Below are 17385 nucleotides of genomic sequence, written 5' to 3' on the forward strand. Positions count from 1 at the left end.
TTGAGGAACCTGCCATGGCACTGCCCCTGCTCGAAGATCACCGTGACCTGGCGGAAGCGGTAGCCGCATTCGCGAACCGCTTCGGTGGAATCGCCGATACGCGGAGCAACGTCAAGCGGTACGCCGCCGGTGATCGGCCGGACTCGTGGGATGGATTGGTCCGTCAGGGACTGCACGCAGTGCACCTGCCGGAGCAGTACGGCGGTGACGGGGCAGGGCTTGCCGAACTGGCGGTGGTAGTCGAGCAATTGGGTGATGCGCTTTACCCGGGACCGTACGTTCCGACGGTCATCGCCAGTGGGATCCTCGCAACAGCTGCCGGCCCGGCTGCGGAATCAATGCTGATCGAATTGGCCACCGGCGCAACCGGAGCAGTCTGCACCGGCGTGGGATTGCGCGCGGCTCGCAGCGATGCAGGGTGGGCCGTGAGCGGTTCTGCCGACCCGGCTCTAGGTCTACCCGGAGCCGATGTCGTTCTCGTGCAAGCGAACAGCGAAGACGGCGAGTTGTGGTTCCGGCTCGAGCAGTCGTCTTCCGCTGCGGTGGAGGTCGAAGACGGAGTGGATCTGACACGCTCGATCGGGACGCTGACGTTGACCGATCACAAGGTCGACGCTGGGCTGATCGTCGAGGGTCTCCAGGCGCACCGAGTCGAACTGATTGTCAACACGGTGTTGGCTGCGGAGGCGAGCGGTATAGCCGGGTGGGCGCTACGCACCGCGGTCGACTACGTGAAGTCCCGGCAGCAGTTCGGCCGTCCGGTCGGAAGCTTCCAGGCAGTTCAGCACAAGGCGGCCATGATGCTGGTCCGCTCCGAGATTGCCTGTGCCGCAGCGTGGGACGCCGCTCGGTCCGAAGAGCACGACGAGGATCAGCACAGACTTGTCTCGGCTCAAGCTGCGTTGGCCGCTTTGCCCGTCGGCATCGAGAACGCCCTCGAATGTGTCACGTTGCTCGGCGGAATCGGATTTACCTGGGAGCATGACGCGCATCTGTACTGGCGCCGGGCAATCAGTATCGCTGCGGTGGCGGGATCCGAGGTGAAGTGGGCACACACGTTGGGAGACCGGTCCGCCGATTCGGAACGGGATTTCTCCTTTGTCGACCCGGACATGCTGCCGGAACTACGAGAGCAGGTTCGCAGGGTTCTGGACGAGGTTGCGCTGCTGCCCGACGACGGAACCACCAGCGCCAGTTGGGCGCCGGCCAAGGGGAGTGCTCGACGCGCCCGATTTGCCGACGCCAAACTGGTAGCCCCACACTATCGGGCGCCGTACGGGCTGGGAGCAGGACCGAGAGAACAGGCCGTCATCGCACACGAATTCGCGATGCGAGGTTGGGCTCAACCGTCCACGGTGATCGGGGAATGGGTGCTGCCCACGATTCTCGAACACGGCAACGCCGAGCAGCAGGACAGGTTCGTCGAGCCTTCGCTGCGCGCCGACATCATCTGGTGCCAGCTGTTCAGTGAGCCGGGCGCGGGATCAGACCTGGCCGGTCTGAGCACGAAAGCGCGCAAGGTCGACGGTGGCTGGGTCCTGTCGGGTCAGAAAGTGTGGAACTCGGGCGCGCACGAGGCCGATTGGGGAGTATGCCTGGCGCGTTCCGACGCCGACGCTCCGAAACATCGTGGGCTGTCGTACTTCCTGGTCGACATGACCTCGAAAGGTATCGACGTACGTCCGCTGAAACAAGCCACCGGTAAGTCGGAGTTCAACGAGGTATTCCTCGACGACGTCTTCGTCCCGGACGACTGCCTGGTGGCGGAGCCGGGGCAAGGGTGGAAGCTTGCTGCGACAACGCTGTCCAACGAACGCCTGAGTATGGGCAGCACGCTGCACCACGGTTCGAGTCGGCTGTTCCGTCAGGTTATCGCCGACGCGAGCCACGACTGCCCTCGCGAAGACGCAGTGGAGGGCCTCGGCCGCAGTATCTCTCGTGAGTTGGCACTGTCCGCGATGAATCTACGCGGGGTGTCGGCGCGACTGGCGGGTCAGGAACCGGGCGCCGAGATCAGCGTGTCGAAGGTGTACAACGCCCTGGCGCAGCGTGAGGGCTCGCGGGATCTGTTGCGACTGCTCGGACCTCGTGCCGCCGTTGTCGACCCGTCGGCGAATTACGCGATAGACCACATCGGACTTCCCTCGATTCTGTTCGGCGGCGGAACCGTCGAAATTCAACTCAACGTCATCGCGCAGCGCGTACTCGGCCTGCCGCGTTCGTAGATCTTAGGAGTTTCACCATGTACTTGGATTTGTCGGAGGAGTCGAAGACTCTGCGCAAGGAATTGCGGGCGTACTTCGCGGAGATCATCAACGACGAAGACCGCCGTGCTCTCGTGGATCAGACCGAAGGCGGCCCCGTCTTCGATCGCATTCTGCGCCGAATGGGTAAAGACGGTTGGCTGGGCTTGGGGTGGCCGGAGGAATTCGGCGGCCGGGGTGAGAACCCCGAAGCTCTGTACGTGTTCTACGACGAGGTGATTCGCGCCAATGCGCCGCTGTCGCTGGTCACGCTGAACACCGTCGGACCCGCTCTGATCAAGCACGGGACGCAAGCTCAGAAGGACTTCTTCCTGCGTCCGATCCTGGCGGGCGAGTTGATCTTTGCCATCGGCTACACCGAACCCAATGCGGGCACCGATCTCGCGGCCCTCGAAACACGCGCCCGCATCGAGGGTGACGAGCTTGTCATCAACGGCAACAAGATCTTCACCAGCGCCGGTGTGTTTGCCGACTGGGTCTGGCTTGCCGTTCGCACCGATCCCGACGCGCCTACGCATCAGGGCATTTCCGTGGTCCTGGTGCCGACCAATTCGCCGGGGTTCTCGGTCACCGAAATTCACACCGTGGGCGGAATCAGCACTTCGGCAACCTATTACGAAGATGTTCGGGTGCCGATCACCAATGTCGTCGGTGAGCTCAATCAAGGGTGGAAGCTCATCACCAACCAGCTCAACCACGAACGTGTTGCCCTGGCGGCACGCGGTGGTATAGCCAACGAGCTCTTTGCCGAGGTGGTCGAATGGGCAAAGACCGAACCCGCCGGTGACGGCCACGTCTACGACATCGGCTGGGTACGTGAGAAATTGGCGGAAGTCTACGCGCTGCTCAGTGCTGCCGACCTGATGAACCTACGACTGGTGGCGGACGTCGCCGCCAACACCTTGGGCGGCGGGGATTCGGCCGCGGCCAAGATCTTCGGTACCGAAGCCGTCGTCAGTGCGTACGGCATGCTGCAGGAAGTGCTGGGCGCCAAGGGCTTACTGCGCCCCGGCACACCCGGAGCGGTACTGGAAGGGCGGGTCGAGAACCTGGGTCGACGCGCCCAGAACAACACCTTCGGCGGTGGTACCAACGAGGTGATGCGTGAAATTGTCGCCGCAAAATGTCTGGGCATGGCGCTTGCTGCGCGTCGCCGGCCCGCTGCACAGAACGAAAAGAGCTGAGATGGAATTCGAATTCGACGACAACTTGTCCGCCGTGCGGGATCTGAGTGAATCGATCTTCTCGGCGAAGTCCGGAGTGGACCGCCTGCGGGAAGTGGAGGGCGCCGGCGGTTTCGACGCCGAACTGTGGAAGCTCCTCGCCGATTCCGACGTTCTGGGAATTCCTCTGCCAGAGGAGGTCGGGGGAGCGGGACTCGGAATGCTAGGCCTGGCAGCGGTGCTCGAACAACAGGGCCGCCGGGTCGCCCAGGTGCCGCTCTGGTCGGTGATTTCGACGGCAGCGCTGCCGATTGCCGAGTTCGGCAGTACGGAGCAGAAAGCGTCGTGGATTCCGGGACTGCTCGACGGCTCGGTGATCGTCACCGGCGCCTTCGACACCGGTTACAACGCCGAGACGGCAGTTCGCGCCGAGCCGGCTCCTGACGGCTGGGTTCTGTCGGGCCACGTCGACTCCGTACCGGCCGCCGAGTTCGCTGCCGCACTGGTGGTTCCGGTGACGATGCCGGACGGCGGTGTCACCGTGATGATCGTGCCGACGGACCGGGACGCGCTGGTGCGTACACCGCTTGCGGTGACGAACCGCGAGAGCAACAGCGCTGTGCAGTTCGACGGGGTTGCGGTTACTGCAGCTGACGCACTTCCCGCAGACGGCGCGGTGGTTCGAGACTGGACGTTACGACGTGCACGGGTGGCTCTGGCGGCCCTGGCTACCGGCGTCTGCGAGGAAGCGCTGGCGATGACGGCGAAATACACCTCCGATCGAGTGCAATTCGGACGTCCACTCTCGACCAACCAGGCAGTTGCCGTCCGGGCCGCCGACGCGTATCTCGACACCGAGAGCACCAGATTGACCACCCACCGCGCTGCCTGGCTGATGGACAGCGGAGTCGAGAGTGAAGCGGAAGCAGCGGCGCTGGTCGCCAAATGGTGGGCGTCGCGTGGCGGTTTGCGCGTGGTGCACGCGACCCAGCACATGCACGGCGGAATCGGCGCGGATGTCGACTATCCGATTCACCGCTATTTCCTGTGGGGACGGCAGATCGCCTTCACTTTGGGGAGCGCGGGGGCGATAGGCGCCGAACTCGCCGATCAGTTGGAGATCCGAGCCCAGATCGGGGCGTCGGCGTGAATATCTGAGACGACAGGTTCCAGTCACGGGCAGCGCGTCGGCAATCATCGCGCTACTCTGCCCTTCGTGAATCGCACCAGTTCGTTCATCAGGCCGTTGGTTCCGCGGGACCCGCACGAGCCGCACCGGGTGGCGACGCCGCTCGAACTGCTCACCGACCTCTGCTTCGTCGTGGCGGTCGCTCAAGCGGCCACCGGCCTGCACCACGCGATCAGCGAAGGGCACGCGGCTTCGGGCGTCGGGCACTTCGCGATGGCGTTTTTCGCGATCTGGTGGACGTGGCTGAATTTCACGTGGTTCACCTCGGCGTACGACAACGACGACGGAATCGCCCGGCTGCTGACCATCTTCCAGATCCTCGGATCGCTGGTCCTTGCAGCCGGCATCGTCCGCTTCTTCAACGACGACGCCCTGCTGATCATCGTCGGCTACGTCATCATGCGAATAGCACTGGTCATCCAATGGCTCAGGGTCTCGCGGAACGACCCCGAGCATGCGCTCACGGCGCGTCGATACGCTCTCGGAATCGTGTTGGTCCAGATCGGTTGGATCGGTTTCTACTTCGTGCCGTCCGCCGTTTACGTCCCGACGTTCCTGGTGTTGGTTCTGTGCGAATTCGCGGTACCGATCTGGTCGGAGAAGCCGGGCATGACGCCGTGGCACCCGCATCACATCGCGGAGCGGTACTCGTTGTTCTTCATCATCGTTCTGGGCGAGACGATCCTTTCGACCACCATCGCGATTCAGGACGCGGTCGACGGTGAGCATCCGGCAGCGCAGGTCACCTACGTCGTGATCGGCGGCATTCTGATTGTCTTCAGCCTGTGGTGGTTGTACTTCCAACGCAATGCAGGCGAAGTGATCGGCGGTGACAACGTCTCACCCTTCGTCTGGGGGTTCGGTCACTACTTCATCTTCGCCGCCGCTGCCGCCATCGGTGCGGGGTTGGCCTCGCGCGTCGACTTCTGGACTCATCACGGTGACGGCAGCGCGTTGGTGACGGGTGCTGCCGTCACCGTTCCGGTCGCGGTCATCCTTGCCGCCTTGTGGTTCATCCACATTCGACTACACGACTCCTCGGTACGCACCCTCGTGCCGTTCTCGGTCGCGATAGTCGTCGTGCTCGGTGGTACCTACACCGCGGTGCCCGAACTGGTCGCGGGACTGGCCTGCGCCGCGCTGTTGGCCGTGGAACTGATTCTGGCCGAGGGCAAATCCGAAACCGTCTGAACCGGGTCAGCGAATCGCGAGTCGCTCCTTGCGGAGCTTGTCGACCTCGGGCAGATGCAGGGGTTCAAGCTCGTTCACACCCAAGGCGCGCATGAGCAGGAGGTCCGCGAGTTCGGGGTTGCGAGCCAAAGCGGGTCCGTGCATGTACGTCCCGATCACCGAACCCTGCACGACGCCTTCGAATCCGTCGCCGACGCCGTTTCCGACACCATGGGTGACACGTGCGAATCCAGAGGCTGAGCTACCCAGAGTTGTTCCGCCGCGGTGATTCTCGAAACCTGAGAGGGGCGCGGTGAGTCCGTCGATCAGCGGCTTCGTGATGACTTCGCCGATGGAACGCTTCTCCTGCGGCGAGGTCGTGACGTCGAGCATCGAGACACCGTCGACGCGTTCGCCGCTGGAGGTTTCGTACCAGTTGCCGAGCACCTGAATGGCAGCGCAGATCGCCAGAACCGGTGCGCCACGCTCGGCGGCACGTTGCAGGCCAGGGTATTTCGCGAGGTGACGCGTGGCGAGGCGCTGAGCAGAATCCTCGGCGCCACCCAACGTGTACACGTCGAGCGAATCGGGGACCGGATCGCTGAGGGTGATGTCCACGATTTCGGCGTCGTAGCCGCGCATCCGTAGACGCTGACGCAGGATCAGGGCATTGCCGCCGTCGCCGTAGGTGCCCATGACGTCGGGGAGTACCAGACCGATGCGAACTGTCGAGTCAGACATTGCGAGACTCCTTCGCGATGGCAGTGTTGAGGTCACGGAAGGCCGTGTAGTTCGCCAGTACCTCCACACGTCCGGGAGGGCAGGAAGCGATGGCGCGCAACGGGTCCGGGTCGAGAGTGTGCTCGACGCCCGCGTACGTGAGGCGAACTGCCAGATCTGTTCCGCGTTCACCGGCGGCCACTACCTTGACACCTTCGAAGTGCTCGAACTTCACGTCCCACAGCCAGGAGAGGTCCTCGCCGTCCGGCACCTGACCGTTCACCGCGATGACCAGACCGTCCACCGTGGGATCGATCATCGACAGCGCTTCCTGCCAGCCGGCGGGATTCTTCGCGAGCAGCATGTGAACGGAGTGCGGTCCGACCTCGACGGTGCTGTATCGACCTGCGACTTCTTGAACCGTCGATGCGGCGGCAACTGCCCCGACCGGATCTGCACCCAAAGCCGCTGCAGCCGCTACGGCCTGAGCTGCGTTGCCGCGGTTGGCTTTTCCGGGGAGGGTCAACGTCATCGGAATCTTCAGGCCGTCGGGGCCGTAGAGATTGTCGTCGTCGAGCCACCAGGTCGGCTCGGGCCGCGCGAAGTCGGAACCGGTACTGCGCCAGTGCTTTCCCTCCCACACGATGGGTTCGCCGGTGCGCGGGCAGCTGACGGAATCGCCGGCCCAACCGCCGCCGGCAGCAACCCACACGACGTTGGTGGCGTCGTATGCCACGGAGGTGACCAGTACGTCGTCGCAGTTGGCGACGATCACCGCATTCGGATGCGCGTTGACGCACGCGCGCAGTTTCCGTTCGATCATGTTGATCTCGCCGACCCGGTCGAGCTGATCGCGGCTGAGGTTGAGCAGCACGATCACTTCCGGGTTCACGGCGTCGGCTACGTGGGGGACATGCAGTTCGTCGACCTCGAGTGCCGCCAACGTCGCATCGGTACGGGCGGCCAGAGCGGCAACGATCCCGGCATCCATGTTGGCGCCGTCGGCCTGGGTCGCGACGTCACCGAGTGTGGCGAGCGCTGCAGCGGTCATACGCGTGGTCGTCGACTTGCCGTTGGTGCCGGTGACCACGACGGTGCGCTTGCCGCGTCCGAGCTGAGTCATGAGCGTCGGGTCGATCTTGAGGGCGATCAGCCCGCCGATCATCGAACCCTTGCCGCGACCGGCCTTCTGCGATGCCCAAGATGCTGCTGCGGCAGCTCGCATGGCGAGCTTTCCGCGCGCTGTGATCGATAGTCCAGTTCCCACGGCCCGAGTTTGGCACAGGGCGTCGTCAGACGCCGAGTCGCGCCGGTGGTGAGGCTGCAGGTGTGTCCGAGAAAACAGTGTTCGCGGGCTTACGTCTCATCTGTGCGGCGCTCGCTCCGGCGATCACGATGACCGCCCCGACCAGTGACAACGGGCTCGGATCCTCGTGCAGGAACAGCCAGGACACGCCGATTCCCACGACTGGCACCAGCAAGGAGAGCGGCGCCACCATGCCGGCGGGATAGCGGCCCATGAGCATCGTCCAGAGCCCGGATCCGGCGATGGTGCCGAGCAGAATGATGTAGGCCAGCCCGACCAGCGACGGCCAGGCGTCGGCGCTGAATGCGGTGCCGAGTGCGTGCCAGCCGACTGTGGGGCCCTCGACCACGGCTGACAGTGCGAGCATCGGCAACGGCGGGATGACACACATCCACAACATCAAGCGCATCGGTGCAGGCTCGCCGACGGTGTTTGCCGCAGCCAAGCGGCTGCCGAGATTGCCGAACGCCCAGGACAGGCCGCCGAGGAGTGTGAGGACGACGGGCAGCAGTGCCGCGTGGTGCGAGCGGTCCCAGCCGATCAAGGACATCCCGCCAACGGCGACGGCGATACCGGAGACTTGCCAGACGCTGAGCTTCTCGCGGAGCAGGAAAGCGCCGAGTAGGACGGTGAACGGTGCTGACGACTGCAGGACAAGTGATGCAAGGCCCGTCGGCATCCCCGAATGCATCGCCCAGAAGAGGAAGACGAACTGGCCGAATCCGAAACCGAATCCGTAGAGCAGCAGCCAGCGGAGCGGCACCTGTGGACGCGGCACGAAGATGACCACCGGAATCGCGATGATCAGAAACCGCAGCGCTGCGAAGAAGAACGGCGGGAAATGATCCAGGCCGACGCGAATGGCCAGGAAGTTCAGACCCCACAAGACGATCACGGTCAGGCCGAGGAGACGGTCGCGGGGAGTCATGCGTTAATCGTGAGCCTTACGAAGCATCAGAACAAGCGAATATAGATGCACTATCCATGTAGTTTTGCTACATGGATATTCGTCACCGTATGGATGCCACGCGCTTGCGAATCCTCCGCGAGCTCGCCGACCGAGGAACCGTCGGCGCTACTGCTCTCGCCCTCTCGATGACGCCGTCCGCCGTCTCGCAACAACTCAAGATCCTCGGACGAGAAGCGGGGGTCTCGCTCCTCGAACCGGACGGGCGCACGCTGCGCCTCACCGACGCGGGTCGAGCGCTGGTGCTTCGCGCCGACGACGTGGTGGCGGCGCTAGACCGGGCGGCGGACGAGATGGCGTCGTACCGAGGCTCGCCGCGGGGAAAGGTGCGAGTCGCGTTCTTTCCCTCCGGCGCGGCGCTCCTGCTGCCCGGTGTCCTGACGGCGCTGAAGAACTCGGACGTGGACATCGACGCCTACGACGTCGACAAACCGGCGTCCGCCGTCCCTGGGCTGTTGGCCGATCACGATGTGATCCTCACTCACCGTGACGAACGCGGAGCCGAGACGTCGTTTCCCCGGGTAAGCGTGCAACCGCTGATGCGTGAACCGATCGATCTGGTGCTGCGGCCTGATCATCCACTCGCCGAGCAGGATTCGGTCCGGCTGGAACAATTGGCCGACGAGAACTGGATAAGCGTGCGCGGCGGGTTTCCGGTCGACGACGTTCTGCTGTCGGTTGCGTCGGTAACCGGCGTCCAGCCTCGCGTCGCTCATCGGATAAACGATTTCCGCGTCATCGAAGAACTGGTGGCGGCGGGCCACGGCGTGGCTTTGATGCCGCGATACGCGATCACGCATCCCGGAGTTTCGAGGAAACCGGTGGCGGGAGTGCGCGCTGCACGAGTTTATGAATTGGCAACTCGGTTACACGCCAACCGCAGTCCGGCTATCGGAGTCGTGCTCGACGCCTTTCGTGACGTCGCGCGTGCTGTCGGTGAATGAAGGCTGTCGGTGAATGAAGGGCCGTTGGTGAATGAACGGCTGTCGGTGAATGAGCAGCTGTTGGTGAATGAACACAAAACGGGAGCGACACGATTAGTGTCGCTCCCGTTTCGGTAGTGCAATCCTCACGGTTTAGTGAGGGTCGCTTAGTGAGGGCCGGTATCAGGCGAGAGCCTTGGCCTTCAGTGCTGCGAATTCTTCTTCACTGATGGTGCCGGCGTCGAGAAGTGCCTTTGCATCTGCGATGGATTCGGCCGGGGACTTTCCGGCAACCTCACGGATGTAGCTGTCCTGTGCGTTCTTGACCTGCTGCGCAGCCTCGAGGGACCGCTGTGCCATTCCGTCACTGCGAACGATCAGGTAGACGAGCGAGGTGAGCAGCGGAATGAAGAACAGGAAGACGATCCAGATTGCCTTCACCCAGCCGGAGGTCTTGTGATCGCGGAACAGGTCGGTGATGATCGAGAAGAGCAGGATCAAGTACGCGATGAACGCGAAGCTGATGATGATCAGCCAGAGGAAGTCCCAAAAGGAATCCATTGTCGAGCTCCATTTCACAAGTCGGATTTGTCTGAGCTGACTATCTCACGCGCACGTGGCGTCTGCATCATCCTCGATGGGTGAATTCTTTTTGTTAACTTCGCTAACCGACTCTTTCGGGACCAATGTCATGCCGAATCGAAAACATCGACCGAAAATCTTCAGTGCTCTGAAAACGACCCTGGCCCCACCCGAAAATCGGGTGAGACCAGGGATTGTTCACGAGTCAGGAGCTGAGTGTCAGCTGGCGCGGTTCACTGCCGAGACCACAGCGCGCAGCGAGGCCGTCGTGATCGACGTGGCGATACCCACACCCCAGACGACGGTGCTCTGACCCTCCGGGCCCGTCACGGCGCACTCGACGTAGGCCGCGGCCTGGGCGTCGTCACCGGCGGACATCGCGTGCTCGGAGTAGTCGAGGACACGAACGTCGAAGTTGATGCTTCCCAGCGCGTCGACGAAGGCAGCGAGCGGGCCGTTGCCGGTTCCCGAGATCTCCTGCTCCTTGCCGTTCACCTTGACGATTGCGGTGATCGCATCGGTGCCGCCGTCCTCCTCGGACGCGGTGACCTTCTGCTTCATGCGCTCGAGCGGGGTGATGGGAGCGAGGTACTCCTCGTGGAAGACGTCCCACATTTCCTTCGGCGAGACCTCGCCGCCCTCGCCGTCGGTGATCTTCTGGACCGACTGCGAGAACTCGACCTGCAGACGACGCGGCAGCACCAGACCGTGATCGGCCTTCATGATGTATGCGACGCCGCCCTTGCCGGACTGCGAGTTCACACGGATGACGGCCTCGTAGCTGCGGCCGACGTCCTTCGGGTCGATCGGCAGGTAGGGGACCTGCCAGAGAATGTCGTCGACGTCGGAGTTCTGGCTGTCGGCGTCGACCTTCATGGCGTCGAGGCCCTTGTTGATCGCGTCCTGGTGGCTGCCGGAGAACGCGGTGTAGACCAGGTCGCCGCCGTACGGATGACGCTCGTGGACGGGCAGCTGGTTGCAGTACTCGACCGTGCGACGGATCTCGTCGATGTTCGAGAAATCGATCTGCGGGTCGACGCCGCGCGTGAACATGTTCAGAGCGAGAGTGACCAGGCAGACGTTGCCGGTGCGCTCACCGTTGCCGAACAGGCAGCCTTCGATGCGGTCCGCGCCGGCCTGGTAGCCCAGCTCGGCTGCAGCGACACCCGTGCCGCGGTCGTTGTGGGGGTGCAGCGACAGGATGACCGAATCGCGGCGGGCCAGGTTGCGGTGCATCCACTCGATGGAGTCGGCATACACGTTGGGTGTAGCCATCTCGACGGTGGCGGGCAGGTTCAGGATGACCGGGTTGGCCGGCGTCGCACCCAGGGTTTCGGTGACGGCGTCACATACTTCCTTGGCGTACTCGAGCTCGGTGCCGGTGTAGGACTCGGGCGAGTATTCCCAGCGCCAGTTCGTGTCCGGGTACTTCTTCGACTCGGCGAGGACCAGTTCGGCGGCGTCGGTGGCGATCTTCTTGATCGTGTCCTTGTCGGCGCGGAACACGACGCGGCGCTGCAGAATCGAGGTGGAGTTGTAGAAGTGCACGATCGCGTTCTCGGCACCTTCACAGGCCTCGAACGTGCGCTTGATCAGCTCGGGACGCGACTGCGTCAGCACCTGGATGGTGACGTCGGACGGGATGGCGCCGTCCTCGATGATCTCGCGAACGAAATCGAAGTCCGTCTGGCTCGCGGACGGGAAGCCGACCTCGATCTCCTTGTAGCCCATACGAACCAGGAGATCGAACATACGACGCTTGCGCGCCGGGCTCATCGGATCGATCAGCGCCTGGTTGCCGTCGCGCAGGTCAACGGCACACCACTGGGGTGCTCGGTCGATGATCTTGTCCGGCCAGGTGCGGTCGGGCAGCGTGACCGTCTCGACCTCTTCGGCGAACGGGCGGTAGCGGAACGTCGGCATCGACGAGTTCTTCTGCGTGTTCCACGCAGGCTGGTCGGACGGTGCCGGCTTCGTGGGCGGGGTGATGGTGCGAGTGCCGGTGGTGAATGCGTCAGCGGGGGACATGGGTGTGATCTCCAGGATTGTGGACCCGGCCTGTTGACCTGTTGGTCAAGACCATGAGTCCGGAAGGCTTGGTCGACCGGCGCACAAAAACCCCGCGGCGGGAGGCCAGTCTGGATCAGACCCCGTCGCGGCAACCAAGAAGGAGTGCGCGCTGCATGCACAGCACTCTACTCCTGGATTTCGCGAGAAATCGGTGGGGTTCGCCCTCATGTCCAATTTGTCGCCGAATTGTGCTGCCGTTTCGGCCCCGAAAATGGTGGACTGTCGTCCATGGATCCCCGAATCGCCGTGGCGAGGACGTACCTCGACGCGCTCCGCAGTCACGATGGCAGTTCCGTACCGCTGGCTCCGGACGCGGTACGCCACGAGGTCGGGCTCAAGACCGGATTTTCGGGGAATCATTTGCGGCGCAGCCTTTCCGGAGGTCCTCAGTATCGCGTGATCCGCGACATTCGTGAGGTGGAGTGGACGGTCGACGGGGACGACCTGACGGCTGACTACCTCCTCGACGCCGGGTTGTTCGGGCGGAACCTGATGACCGTTCGGGTTACCGAGACCTTCCGGATACCCGCTGACGATCACCGCATTCACCACATCACCGCGAAGATTCGACCGGCGCGCGCCAAGCACACGTGATGCGCTCGATCCGCTGGATCGTCTGTTCACTGCTGATCGTTCTCGCTGGTCTCGGTGCTGCCGGCTCGGTGCTCGCGCTGTTCGTCCACACCCAGGTGAACGACACCGACAGTTACGTCGAGACGGTTGCCCCGTTGGCTTCCGAACCTGCTGTCCAAGCGGCTGTCGTTGATCGGCTGACCGAGGAACTGACGCAGCGGTTGGACCGGTTTCCGCAGGTGGTGACGAGACAAGCCGAGAAACTTGTTCGGGAGGCGGCTCAGTCGTTGGTCTCCAGCGACCAGTTCGCGACGCTCTGGACCGCGGCCAACCGTCAGGCGCACGCGCAACTTCCTGCGATGGTGACCGGCAGAGCCACCGACGGCATCGTTCGGTCCGACGACAGCGGAACAGTCACCTTGTCCCTCGAGCCGATCATGACAGAACTGCGGACGAACCTCCGCGATCGCGGATTCACCGTCGTCGATCGTCTTCCGACGTTCGATCCGCAGTTCGAGATCCTGCAATCCGACGAGCTGGTGCGGGCCCAGGACCTCTCGAACACTCTCGACCGGGCAGCGGCCTGGCTGCCGTGGGTGTCGCTGGCCTGTGCGATCGCGGCCGTCGCAGTTGCGCCGAGGAGAATGCGCGCACTGTCCCTGGTCGGGCTGGCGACGGCGGTGGCGATGATCGCCCTGTTGGTGGCGCTGGCCGTCGTGCGGCGGGTCTATTTACAGAATTCAGACATACCGTCATCTGAGGCGGCAGTCGCGGTGTACGACGCGCTGGCAGTTTCGCTGGTCAGCAGTATCCGCGTGCTTCTCGCCTGCGGAGTTGCCGTCACGGTGGTCGGTTACGTTGCCGGTGGCTCGCGTTCTGCGACGTTGATGCGATCGCGGATCTCGCAACTGATCCCGCGCGGATCTGAGGCGAACAGCAGTACGCATCGGGAAGTCCCAGGACCACCTCGGTAAGCTCGACCTCTGGTATCTGTAAACAATTTCGACCTGGAGGTAGAAACGCGTGGCTCTCGTCGTCCAGAAGTACGGCGGATCCTCGGTGGCAACCGCCGAGCGCATCCGACGAGTCGCTGAACGGATCGTCGAGACCAAGAAGGCCGGCAATGATGTCGTCGTCGTGGTGTCAGCGATGGGCGATACCACCGATGAGCTGCTCGATCTGGCTCAGCAGGTGTGCCCTTCCCCGCCGGCCCGTGAAATGGACATGCTGCTGACCTCGGGTGAGCGCATCTCCAACTCCTTGGTAGCGATGGCAATTCACTCCCTCGGCGCCGAAGCTCGTTCGTTCTCGGGCTCACAAGCCGGAGTCATCACGACCGGCAGCCACGGAAACGCCAAGATCATCGACGTCACGCCGGGCCGTGTTCGCACTGCGCTGGACGAAGGCTCGATCGTTCTGGTCGCCGGATTCCAAGGCGTCAGCCAGGACAGCAAGGACATCACGACGCTCGGACGCGGTGGCTCGGACACCACTGCCGTGGCGTTGGCAGCTGCACTCAACGCCGACGTCTGCGAGATCTACACCGACGTCGACGGCGTTTTCTCCGCCGATCCGCGCATCGTCCCCGACGCTCACCGCCTCGAGACGGTTTCCTTCGAGGAAATGCTCGAACTCGCAGCGTGTGGTGCCAAGGTGCTCATGCTCCGGTGCGTCGAGTACGCCCGTCGTTACAACGTGCCTGTGCACGTCCGTTCGTCATACACCACCAAGCCCGGAACAATCGTGTCCGGATCGATGGAGGACATTCCTGTGGAAGAGGCCCTGATCACCGGAGTCGCGCACGATCGCGGCGAAGCCAAGATCACCGTTGTCGGATTGCCGGACACACCGGGACACGCTGCCAAGGTGTTCCGCGCAGTCTCCGATGCCGAGATCAACATCGACATGGTGCTGCAGAACATCTCCAAGGTGGAGACAAACAAGACGGACATCACCTTCACGCTTCCGACGGCCGACGGCCCCCGCGCCGTCGAGATCCTGACCAAGCGTCAGGAAGACATCGGCTTCACGCAGATCTTGTTCGACGACCACATCGGCAAGGTTTCCCTGGTCGGCGCCGGAATGCGGAGCCACCCGGGCGTCACCGCCACGTTCTGCGAGGCGCTGGCCAAGGCAGACATCAACATCGACCTCATCTCGACCTCTGAGATCCGCATCTCAGTGCTGGTCAAGGACACCGAATTGGACGACGCTGTACGTGTCATCCACGACGCTTTCGGGCTCGGTGGCGAAGAAGAAGCAGTAGTACACGCTGGAACGGGACGGTAATTTCTCATGACGACTATCGCTGTTGTCGGTGCGACCGGTCAGGTCGGCATCGTCATGCGCACTTTGCTCGAAGAGCGGAACTTCCCCGCGGACAAGGTGCGGTTCTTCGCATCTGCACGCTCCGCCGGTAAGAAGCTGCCCTTCCGCGGCGAAGAGATCATCGTCGAGGATGCGGCCGCCACATCGGATGAGGACCTGAAGGGCATCGACATCGCCCTGTTCTCAGCCGGTGCGACGCTCTCGCGCGCCCAGGCTCCTCGCTTCGCTGCTGCCGGCGCGACCGTTGTCGACAACTCTTCGGCATGGCGCAAGGATCCCGAGGTTCCCCTCGTGGTCAGCGAGGTCAACCCGCAGGACACGAAGAACCTGGTCAAGGGCATTATCGCGAACCCCAACTGCACCACCATGGCAGCGATGCCGGTGCTGAAGGTTCTGCACGACGAAGCCGGTCTGCAGCGTCTGATCGTCTCCAGCTACCAGGCCGTGTCCGGTAGCGGCATCGCCGGCGTCGAGGAACTCCTCGGCCAGGTGCGCGCCGTAGTCGGAGACGCGGAGAAGCTGGTTCACGACGGCAGTGCCGTCGACTTCCCGGCCCCGAACAACTACGTCGCCCCCATCGCGTTCAACGTCCTGCCTCTCGCAGGTTCGCTGGTCGACGACGGAAGCGGCGAGACCGACGAGGATCAGAAGCTCCGCAACGAGAGCCGCAAGATCCTCGGACTTCCCGATCTGTTGGTTTCGGGTACGTGCGTGCGCGTTCCCGTCGTGACCGGGCACTCGCTCGCGATCAACGCAGAGTTCGCCAACCCGCTCTCGGTTGCTCGCGCCAAGGAGATCCTCGCCGACGCTCCGGGCGTCGAGCTGGTCGAGGTTCCGACGCCGCTGGCCGCTGCCGGTGGCAACGCGTCGCTGGTCGGTCGTATCCGTCAGGATCCGGGTGTCCCGGAGGGACGCGGACTCGCGCTCTTCGTTTCGGGCGACAACCTGCGTAAGGGTGCCGCGCTCAACACGATTCAGATTGCCGAGCTGTTGGTCGGCTAGATCTTTCGTTCGGTACCGGCCCCGCACCTAGGTGTGGGGCCGGTGTCGTTTCGACAGGCGCTCTAGTCGAGTTCGGAAATGGCGACCAGGCCACCGAGGTACTCGGCATCCGAATACGCTTTGGCGAGTAGCGCTCCGAGCTCACCGAGAGCTCCGTTGTCGCTGCCGTACGCAACAAACATGCCCGCTTCGGGATCGGTGCCGAAGCGGCCCTCCAGATGCGGTGCATCGCGGCCTACCACTGCGTGGGCGACCGACGCCCAGTCGTAACCGGAGCCTTCGAAACCCTCTACCTGCTCGAATATCGATGCCACCTTGCCGAAATGCTGGTCGGTGAGCATCAGTGACCAGTTGCCCGGAGACGTTTCGAAAAGCTGTAGCGGTTCGATCGATGGTGATGTCATGCGTGTATTGAAGCAGATCCGACCGACAGGTTTCAGTCGGCCGCTAACGCCCGACCGATTGTGCGAGAGCCACGGCAAAACTGGAAAGTCGTTCTCGGGTATAGGTTTCGGGATCACTGACGGCCAGTCGTCCGAGCATTTCGGCGAACGACATCATGGTGTGTGCGAGGAGAACCGGATCAAGGCCTTCGAGCTTCGACTCGAGGGCAATCCCGGCGCGGGCCAGTTCTTCGGCGCGGGCGAAGACAGCTCCGCGAGAGAGCTTCAACAAGCCGTGATACTCGCTGGGGGCGTTCTCGACAGACGTCAGAATCAGGCGCCAGCGCGTCGGGTTCTCCAGTACGGCGTCGACGAAGGCGCCGACGGTCCCGGTGTACGACGCCGCTGGGCCGAGTTCGCTCAGATCTGTCGGCATGGTTTCGAGCACCTGAGCGATGGCTCGCTCGTGCTCGCGGCGCAGCAGTGCAGCGACGAGATCGGTCCTGGTATCGAAAATCGTGTAGAGGACGGGCTTGCCGACACCGGCTTCGGCAGCGACGGATTCCATGCTGAGGTTGTGCAGGCCAACGCGGCCGGTGACCTCGAATGCTGCGTCGAGGAGCTGCTCGCGACGTTGCTCCGGCGCCATGCGAGGGGCGTACTTGCGCCGCGGTGTATCCGTTGCGTCAGCTTGTGACCTGGTCATCGTGTGCATCACCTCCGCTCTCACCCTAATCTGCCTGCC

16 protein-coding genes are annotated in these 17385 nt (G+C 63.4%); 9 read left to right on the forward strand and 7 right to left on the reverse strand.

The annotated features are described in order from the left end of the window. Positions 1–14: 14 nt before the first annotated feature. The 4 genes from ACVZUB_RS02280 to ACVZUB_RS02295 all read left to right on the forward strand — a co-directional run bounded on the left by ACVZUB_RS02280 (position 15) and on the right by ACVZUB_RS02295 (position 5807). On the forward strand, positions 15–2225 hold the full coding sequence (locus ACVZUB_RS02280) for an acyl-CoA dehydrogenase family protein (RefSeq protein ID WP_482628113.1): 2211 nt from the start codon (positions 15–17) through the stop codon (positions 2223–2225). A gap of 17 nt (positions 2226–2242) precedes the next feature. Further along, a complete protein-coding gene (locus tag ACVZUB_RS02285; RefSeq protein ID WP_058038230.1) occupies positions 2243–3448 on the forward strand; it encodes an acyl-CoA dehydrogenase family protein in 1206 nt (401 codons plus the stop codon). 1 nt (position 3449) lies between these two features. Beyond that, entirely contained in the window at positions 3450–4577 is a 1128-nt protein-coding gene (locus ACVZUB_RS02290; protein ID WP_058038231.1) for an acyl-CoA dehydrogenase family protein, read from the forward strand. Positions 4578–4643: 66 nt separating this feature from the next. After that, positions 4644–5807: a low temperature requirement protein A gene (locus ACVZUB_RS02295; RefSeq protein ID WP_482628114.1), complete on the forward strand. Its 1164-nt coding sequence runs from the start codon at positions 4644–4646 to the stop codon at positions 5805–5807. A gap of 6 nt (positions 5808–5813) precedes the next feature. Here the strand turns inward: ACVZUB_RS02295 and ACVZUB_RS02300 are convergent, their stop codons facing one another. The 3 genes from ACVZUB_RS02300 to ACVZUB_RS02310 are packed head-to-tail and all read right to left on the reverse strand — an operon-like array spanning position 5814 to position 8740. Further along, a complete protein-coding gene (locus ACVZUB_RS02300) occupies positions 5814–6527 on the reverse strand; it encodes a type 1 glutamine amidotransferase (RefSeq protein WP_007731510.1) in 714 nt (237 codons plus the stop codon). After that, the gene (locus ACVZUB_RS02305; protein WP_003943457.1) at positions 6520–7773 is read right to left on the reverse strand and encodes a Mur ligase family protein; all 1254 of its coding nucleotides are present in this window, start codon (positions 7771–7773) and stop codon (positions 6520–6522) included. Before ACVZUB_RS02305 ends, ACVZUB_RS02300 begins: the two co-directional genes overlap by 8 nt. 25 nt (positions 7774–7798) lie before the next feature. Continuing rightward, a complete protein-coding gene (locus ACVZUB_RS02310; protein WP_482628115.1) occupies positions 7799–8740 on the reverse strand; it encodes an EamA family transporter in 942 nt (313 codons plus the stop codon). An 89-nt stretch (positions 8741–8829) separates the two neighbouring features. Here ACVZUB_RS02310 and ACVZUB_RS02315 point away from each other — a divergent pair, with 89 nt between their 5' ends. After that, positions 8830–9723, forward strand: coding sequence for a LysR family transcriptional regulator (locus tag ACVZUB_RS02315; RefSeq protein ID WP_003943476.1), 894 nt, complete (start codon positions 8830–8832; stop codon positions 9721–9723). Positions 9724–9885: 162 nt separating this feature from the next. Here the strand turns inward: ACVZUB_RS02315 and ACVZUB_RS02320 are convergent, their stop codons facing one another. Further along, positions 9886–10263, reverse strand: coding sequence for a PLDc N-terminal domain-containing protein (locus ACVZUB_RS02320; protein ID WP_003943489.1), 378 nt, complete (start codon positions 10261–10263; stop codon positions 9886–9888). Between the two features lie 240 nt (positions 10264–10503). Further along, entirely contained in the window at positions 10504–12312 is a 1809-nt protein-coding gene (gene leuA / locus ACVZUB_RS02325; RefSeq protein WP_003943488.1) for a 2-isopropylmalate synthase, read from the reverse strand. A gap of 270 nt (positions 12313–12582) precedes the next feature. Between leuA and ACVZUB_RS02330 the strand changes: the two genes are divergently transcribed. The 4 genes from ACVZUB_RS02330 to ACVZUB_RS02345 are packed head-to-tail and all read left to right on the forward strand — an operon-like array spanning position 12583 to position 16257. Then, complete coding sequence (locus tag ACVZUB_RS02330; RefSeq protein WP_042922809.1) at positions 12583–12948, forward strand: DUF8021 domain-containing protein; 366 nt, start codon at positions 12583–12585, stop codon at positions 12946–12948. After that, positions 12948–13901, forward strand: coding sequence for a hypothetical protein (locus tag ACVZUB_RS02335; protein ID WP_482628116.1), 954 nt, complete (start codon positions 12948–12950; stop codon positions 13899–13901). Before ACVZUB_RS02330 ends, ACVZUB_RS02335 begins: the two co-directional genes overlap by 1 nt. A gap of 49 nt (positions 13902–13950) precedes the next feature. Continuing rightward, positions 13951–15216 (forward strand): aspartate kinase, encoded by a 1266-nt coding sequence (locus tag ACVZUB_RS02340; protein WP_003943494.1) that lies wholly within the window; start codon positions 13951–13953, stop codon positions 15214–15216. Between the two features lie 6 nt (positions 15217–15222). Next, complete coding sequence (locus ACVZUB_RS02345) at positions 15223–16257, forward strand: aspartate-semialdehyde dehydrogenase (RefSeq protein ID WP_042447794.1); 1035 nt, start codon at positions 15223–15225, stop codon at positions 16255–16257. A gap of 62 nt (positions 16258–16319) precedes the next feature. On the opposite strand, the gene ACVZUB_RS02350 is transcribed toward ACVZUB_RS02345, so the two are convergent. Both ACVZUB_RS02350 and ACVZUB_RS02355 read right to left on the reverse strand, forming a co-directional pair. Continuing rightward, positions 16320–16661 (reverse strand): Imm51 family immunity protein, encoded by a 342-nt coding sequence (locus ACVZUB_RS02350; RefSeq protein ID WP_003943507.1) that lies wholly within the window; start codon positions 16659–16661, stop codon positions 16320–16322. Positions 16662–16704: 43 nt separating this feature from the next. Next, complete coding sequence (locus ACVZUB_RS02355; protein WP_007731498.1) at positions 16705–17355, reverse strand: TetR/AcrR family transcriptional regulator; 651 nt, start codon at positions 17353–17355, stop codon at positions 16705–16707. Between the last annotated feature and the right edge of the window lie 30 nt (positions 17356–17385).

It is taken from the genome of Rhodococcus sp. OS5 (assembly GCF_056837585.1).

What these genes read in the sequence shown, in the direction of transcription:
- leuA (WP_003943488.1), bottom strand. Translation starts at nt 12,312, where the DNA reads ATGTCCCCCGCTGACGCATTCACCACCGGCACTCGCACCATCACCCCG.
- ACVZUB_RS02290 (WP_058038231.1), top strand. Translation starts at nt 3,450, where the DNA reads ATGGAATTCGAATTCGACGACAACTTGTCCGCCGTGCGGGATCTGAGT.
- ACVZUB_RS02310 (WP_482628115.1), bottom strand. Translation starts at nt 8,740, where the DNA reads ATGACTCCCCGCGACCGTCTCCTCGGCCTGACCGTGATCGTCTTGTGG.
- ACVZUB_RS02280 (WP_482628113.1), top strand. Translation starts at nt 15, where the DNA reads ATGGCACTGCCCCTGCTCGAAGATCACCGTGACCTGGCGGAAGCGGTA.
- ACVZUB_RS02285 (WP_058038230.1), top strand. Translation starts at nt 2,243, where the DNA reads ATGTACTTGGATTTGTCGGAGGAGTCGAAGACTCTGCGCAAGGAATTG.
- ACVZUB_RS02345 (WP_042447794.1), top strand. Translation starts at nt 15,223, where the DNA reads ATGACGACTATCGCTGTTGTCGGTGCGACCGGTCAGGTCGGCATCGTC.
- ACVZUB_RS02320 (WP_003943489.1), bottom strand. Translation starts at nt 10,263, where the DNA reads ATGGATTCCTTTTGGGACTTCCTCTGGCTGATCATCATCAGCTTCGCG.
- ACVZUB_RS02330 (WP_042922809.1), top strand. Translation starts at nt 12,583, where the DNA reads ATGGATCCCCGAATCGCCGTGGCGAGGACGTACCTCGACGCGCTCCGC.
- ACVZUB_RS02355 (WP_007731498.1), bottom strand. Translation starts at nt 17,355, where the DNA reads ATGCACACGATGACCAGGTCACAAGCTGACGCAACGGATACACCGCGG.
- ACVZUB_RS02350 (WP_003943507.1), bottom strand. Translation starts at nt 16,661, where the DNA reads ATGACATCACCATCGATCGAACCGCTACAGCTTTTCGAAACGTCTCCG.
- ACVZUB_RS02335 (WP_482628116.1), top strand. Translation starts at nt 12,948, where the DNA reads ATGCGCTCGATCCGCTGGATCGTCTGTTCACTGCTGATCGTTCTCGCT.
- ACVZUB_RS02300 (WP_007731510.1), bottom strand. Translation starts at nt 6,527, where the DNA reads ATGTCTGACTCGACAGTTCGCATCGGTCTGGTACTCCCCGACGTCATG.
- ACVZUB_RS02315 (WP_003943476.1), top strand. Translation starts at nt 8,830, where the DNA reads ATGGATGCCACGCGCTTGCGAATCCTCCGCGAGCTCGCCGACCGAGGA.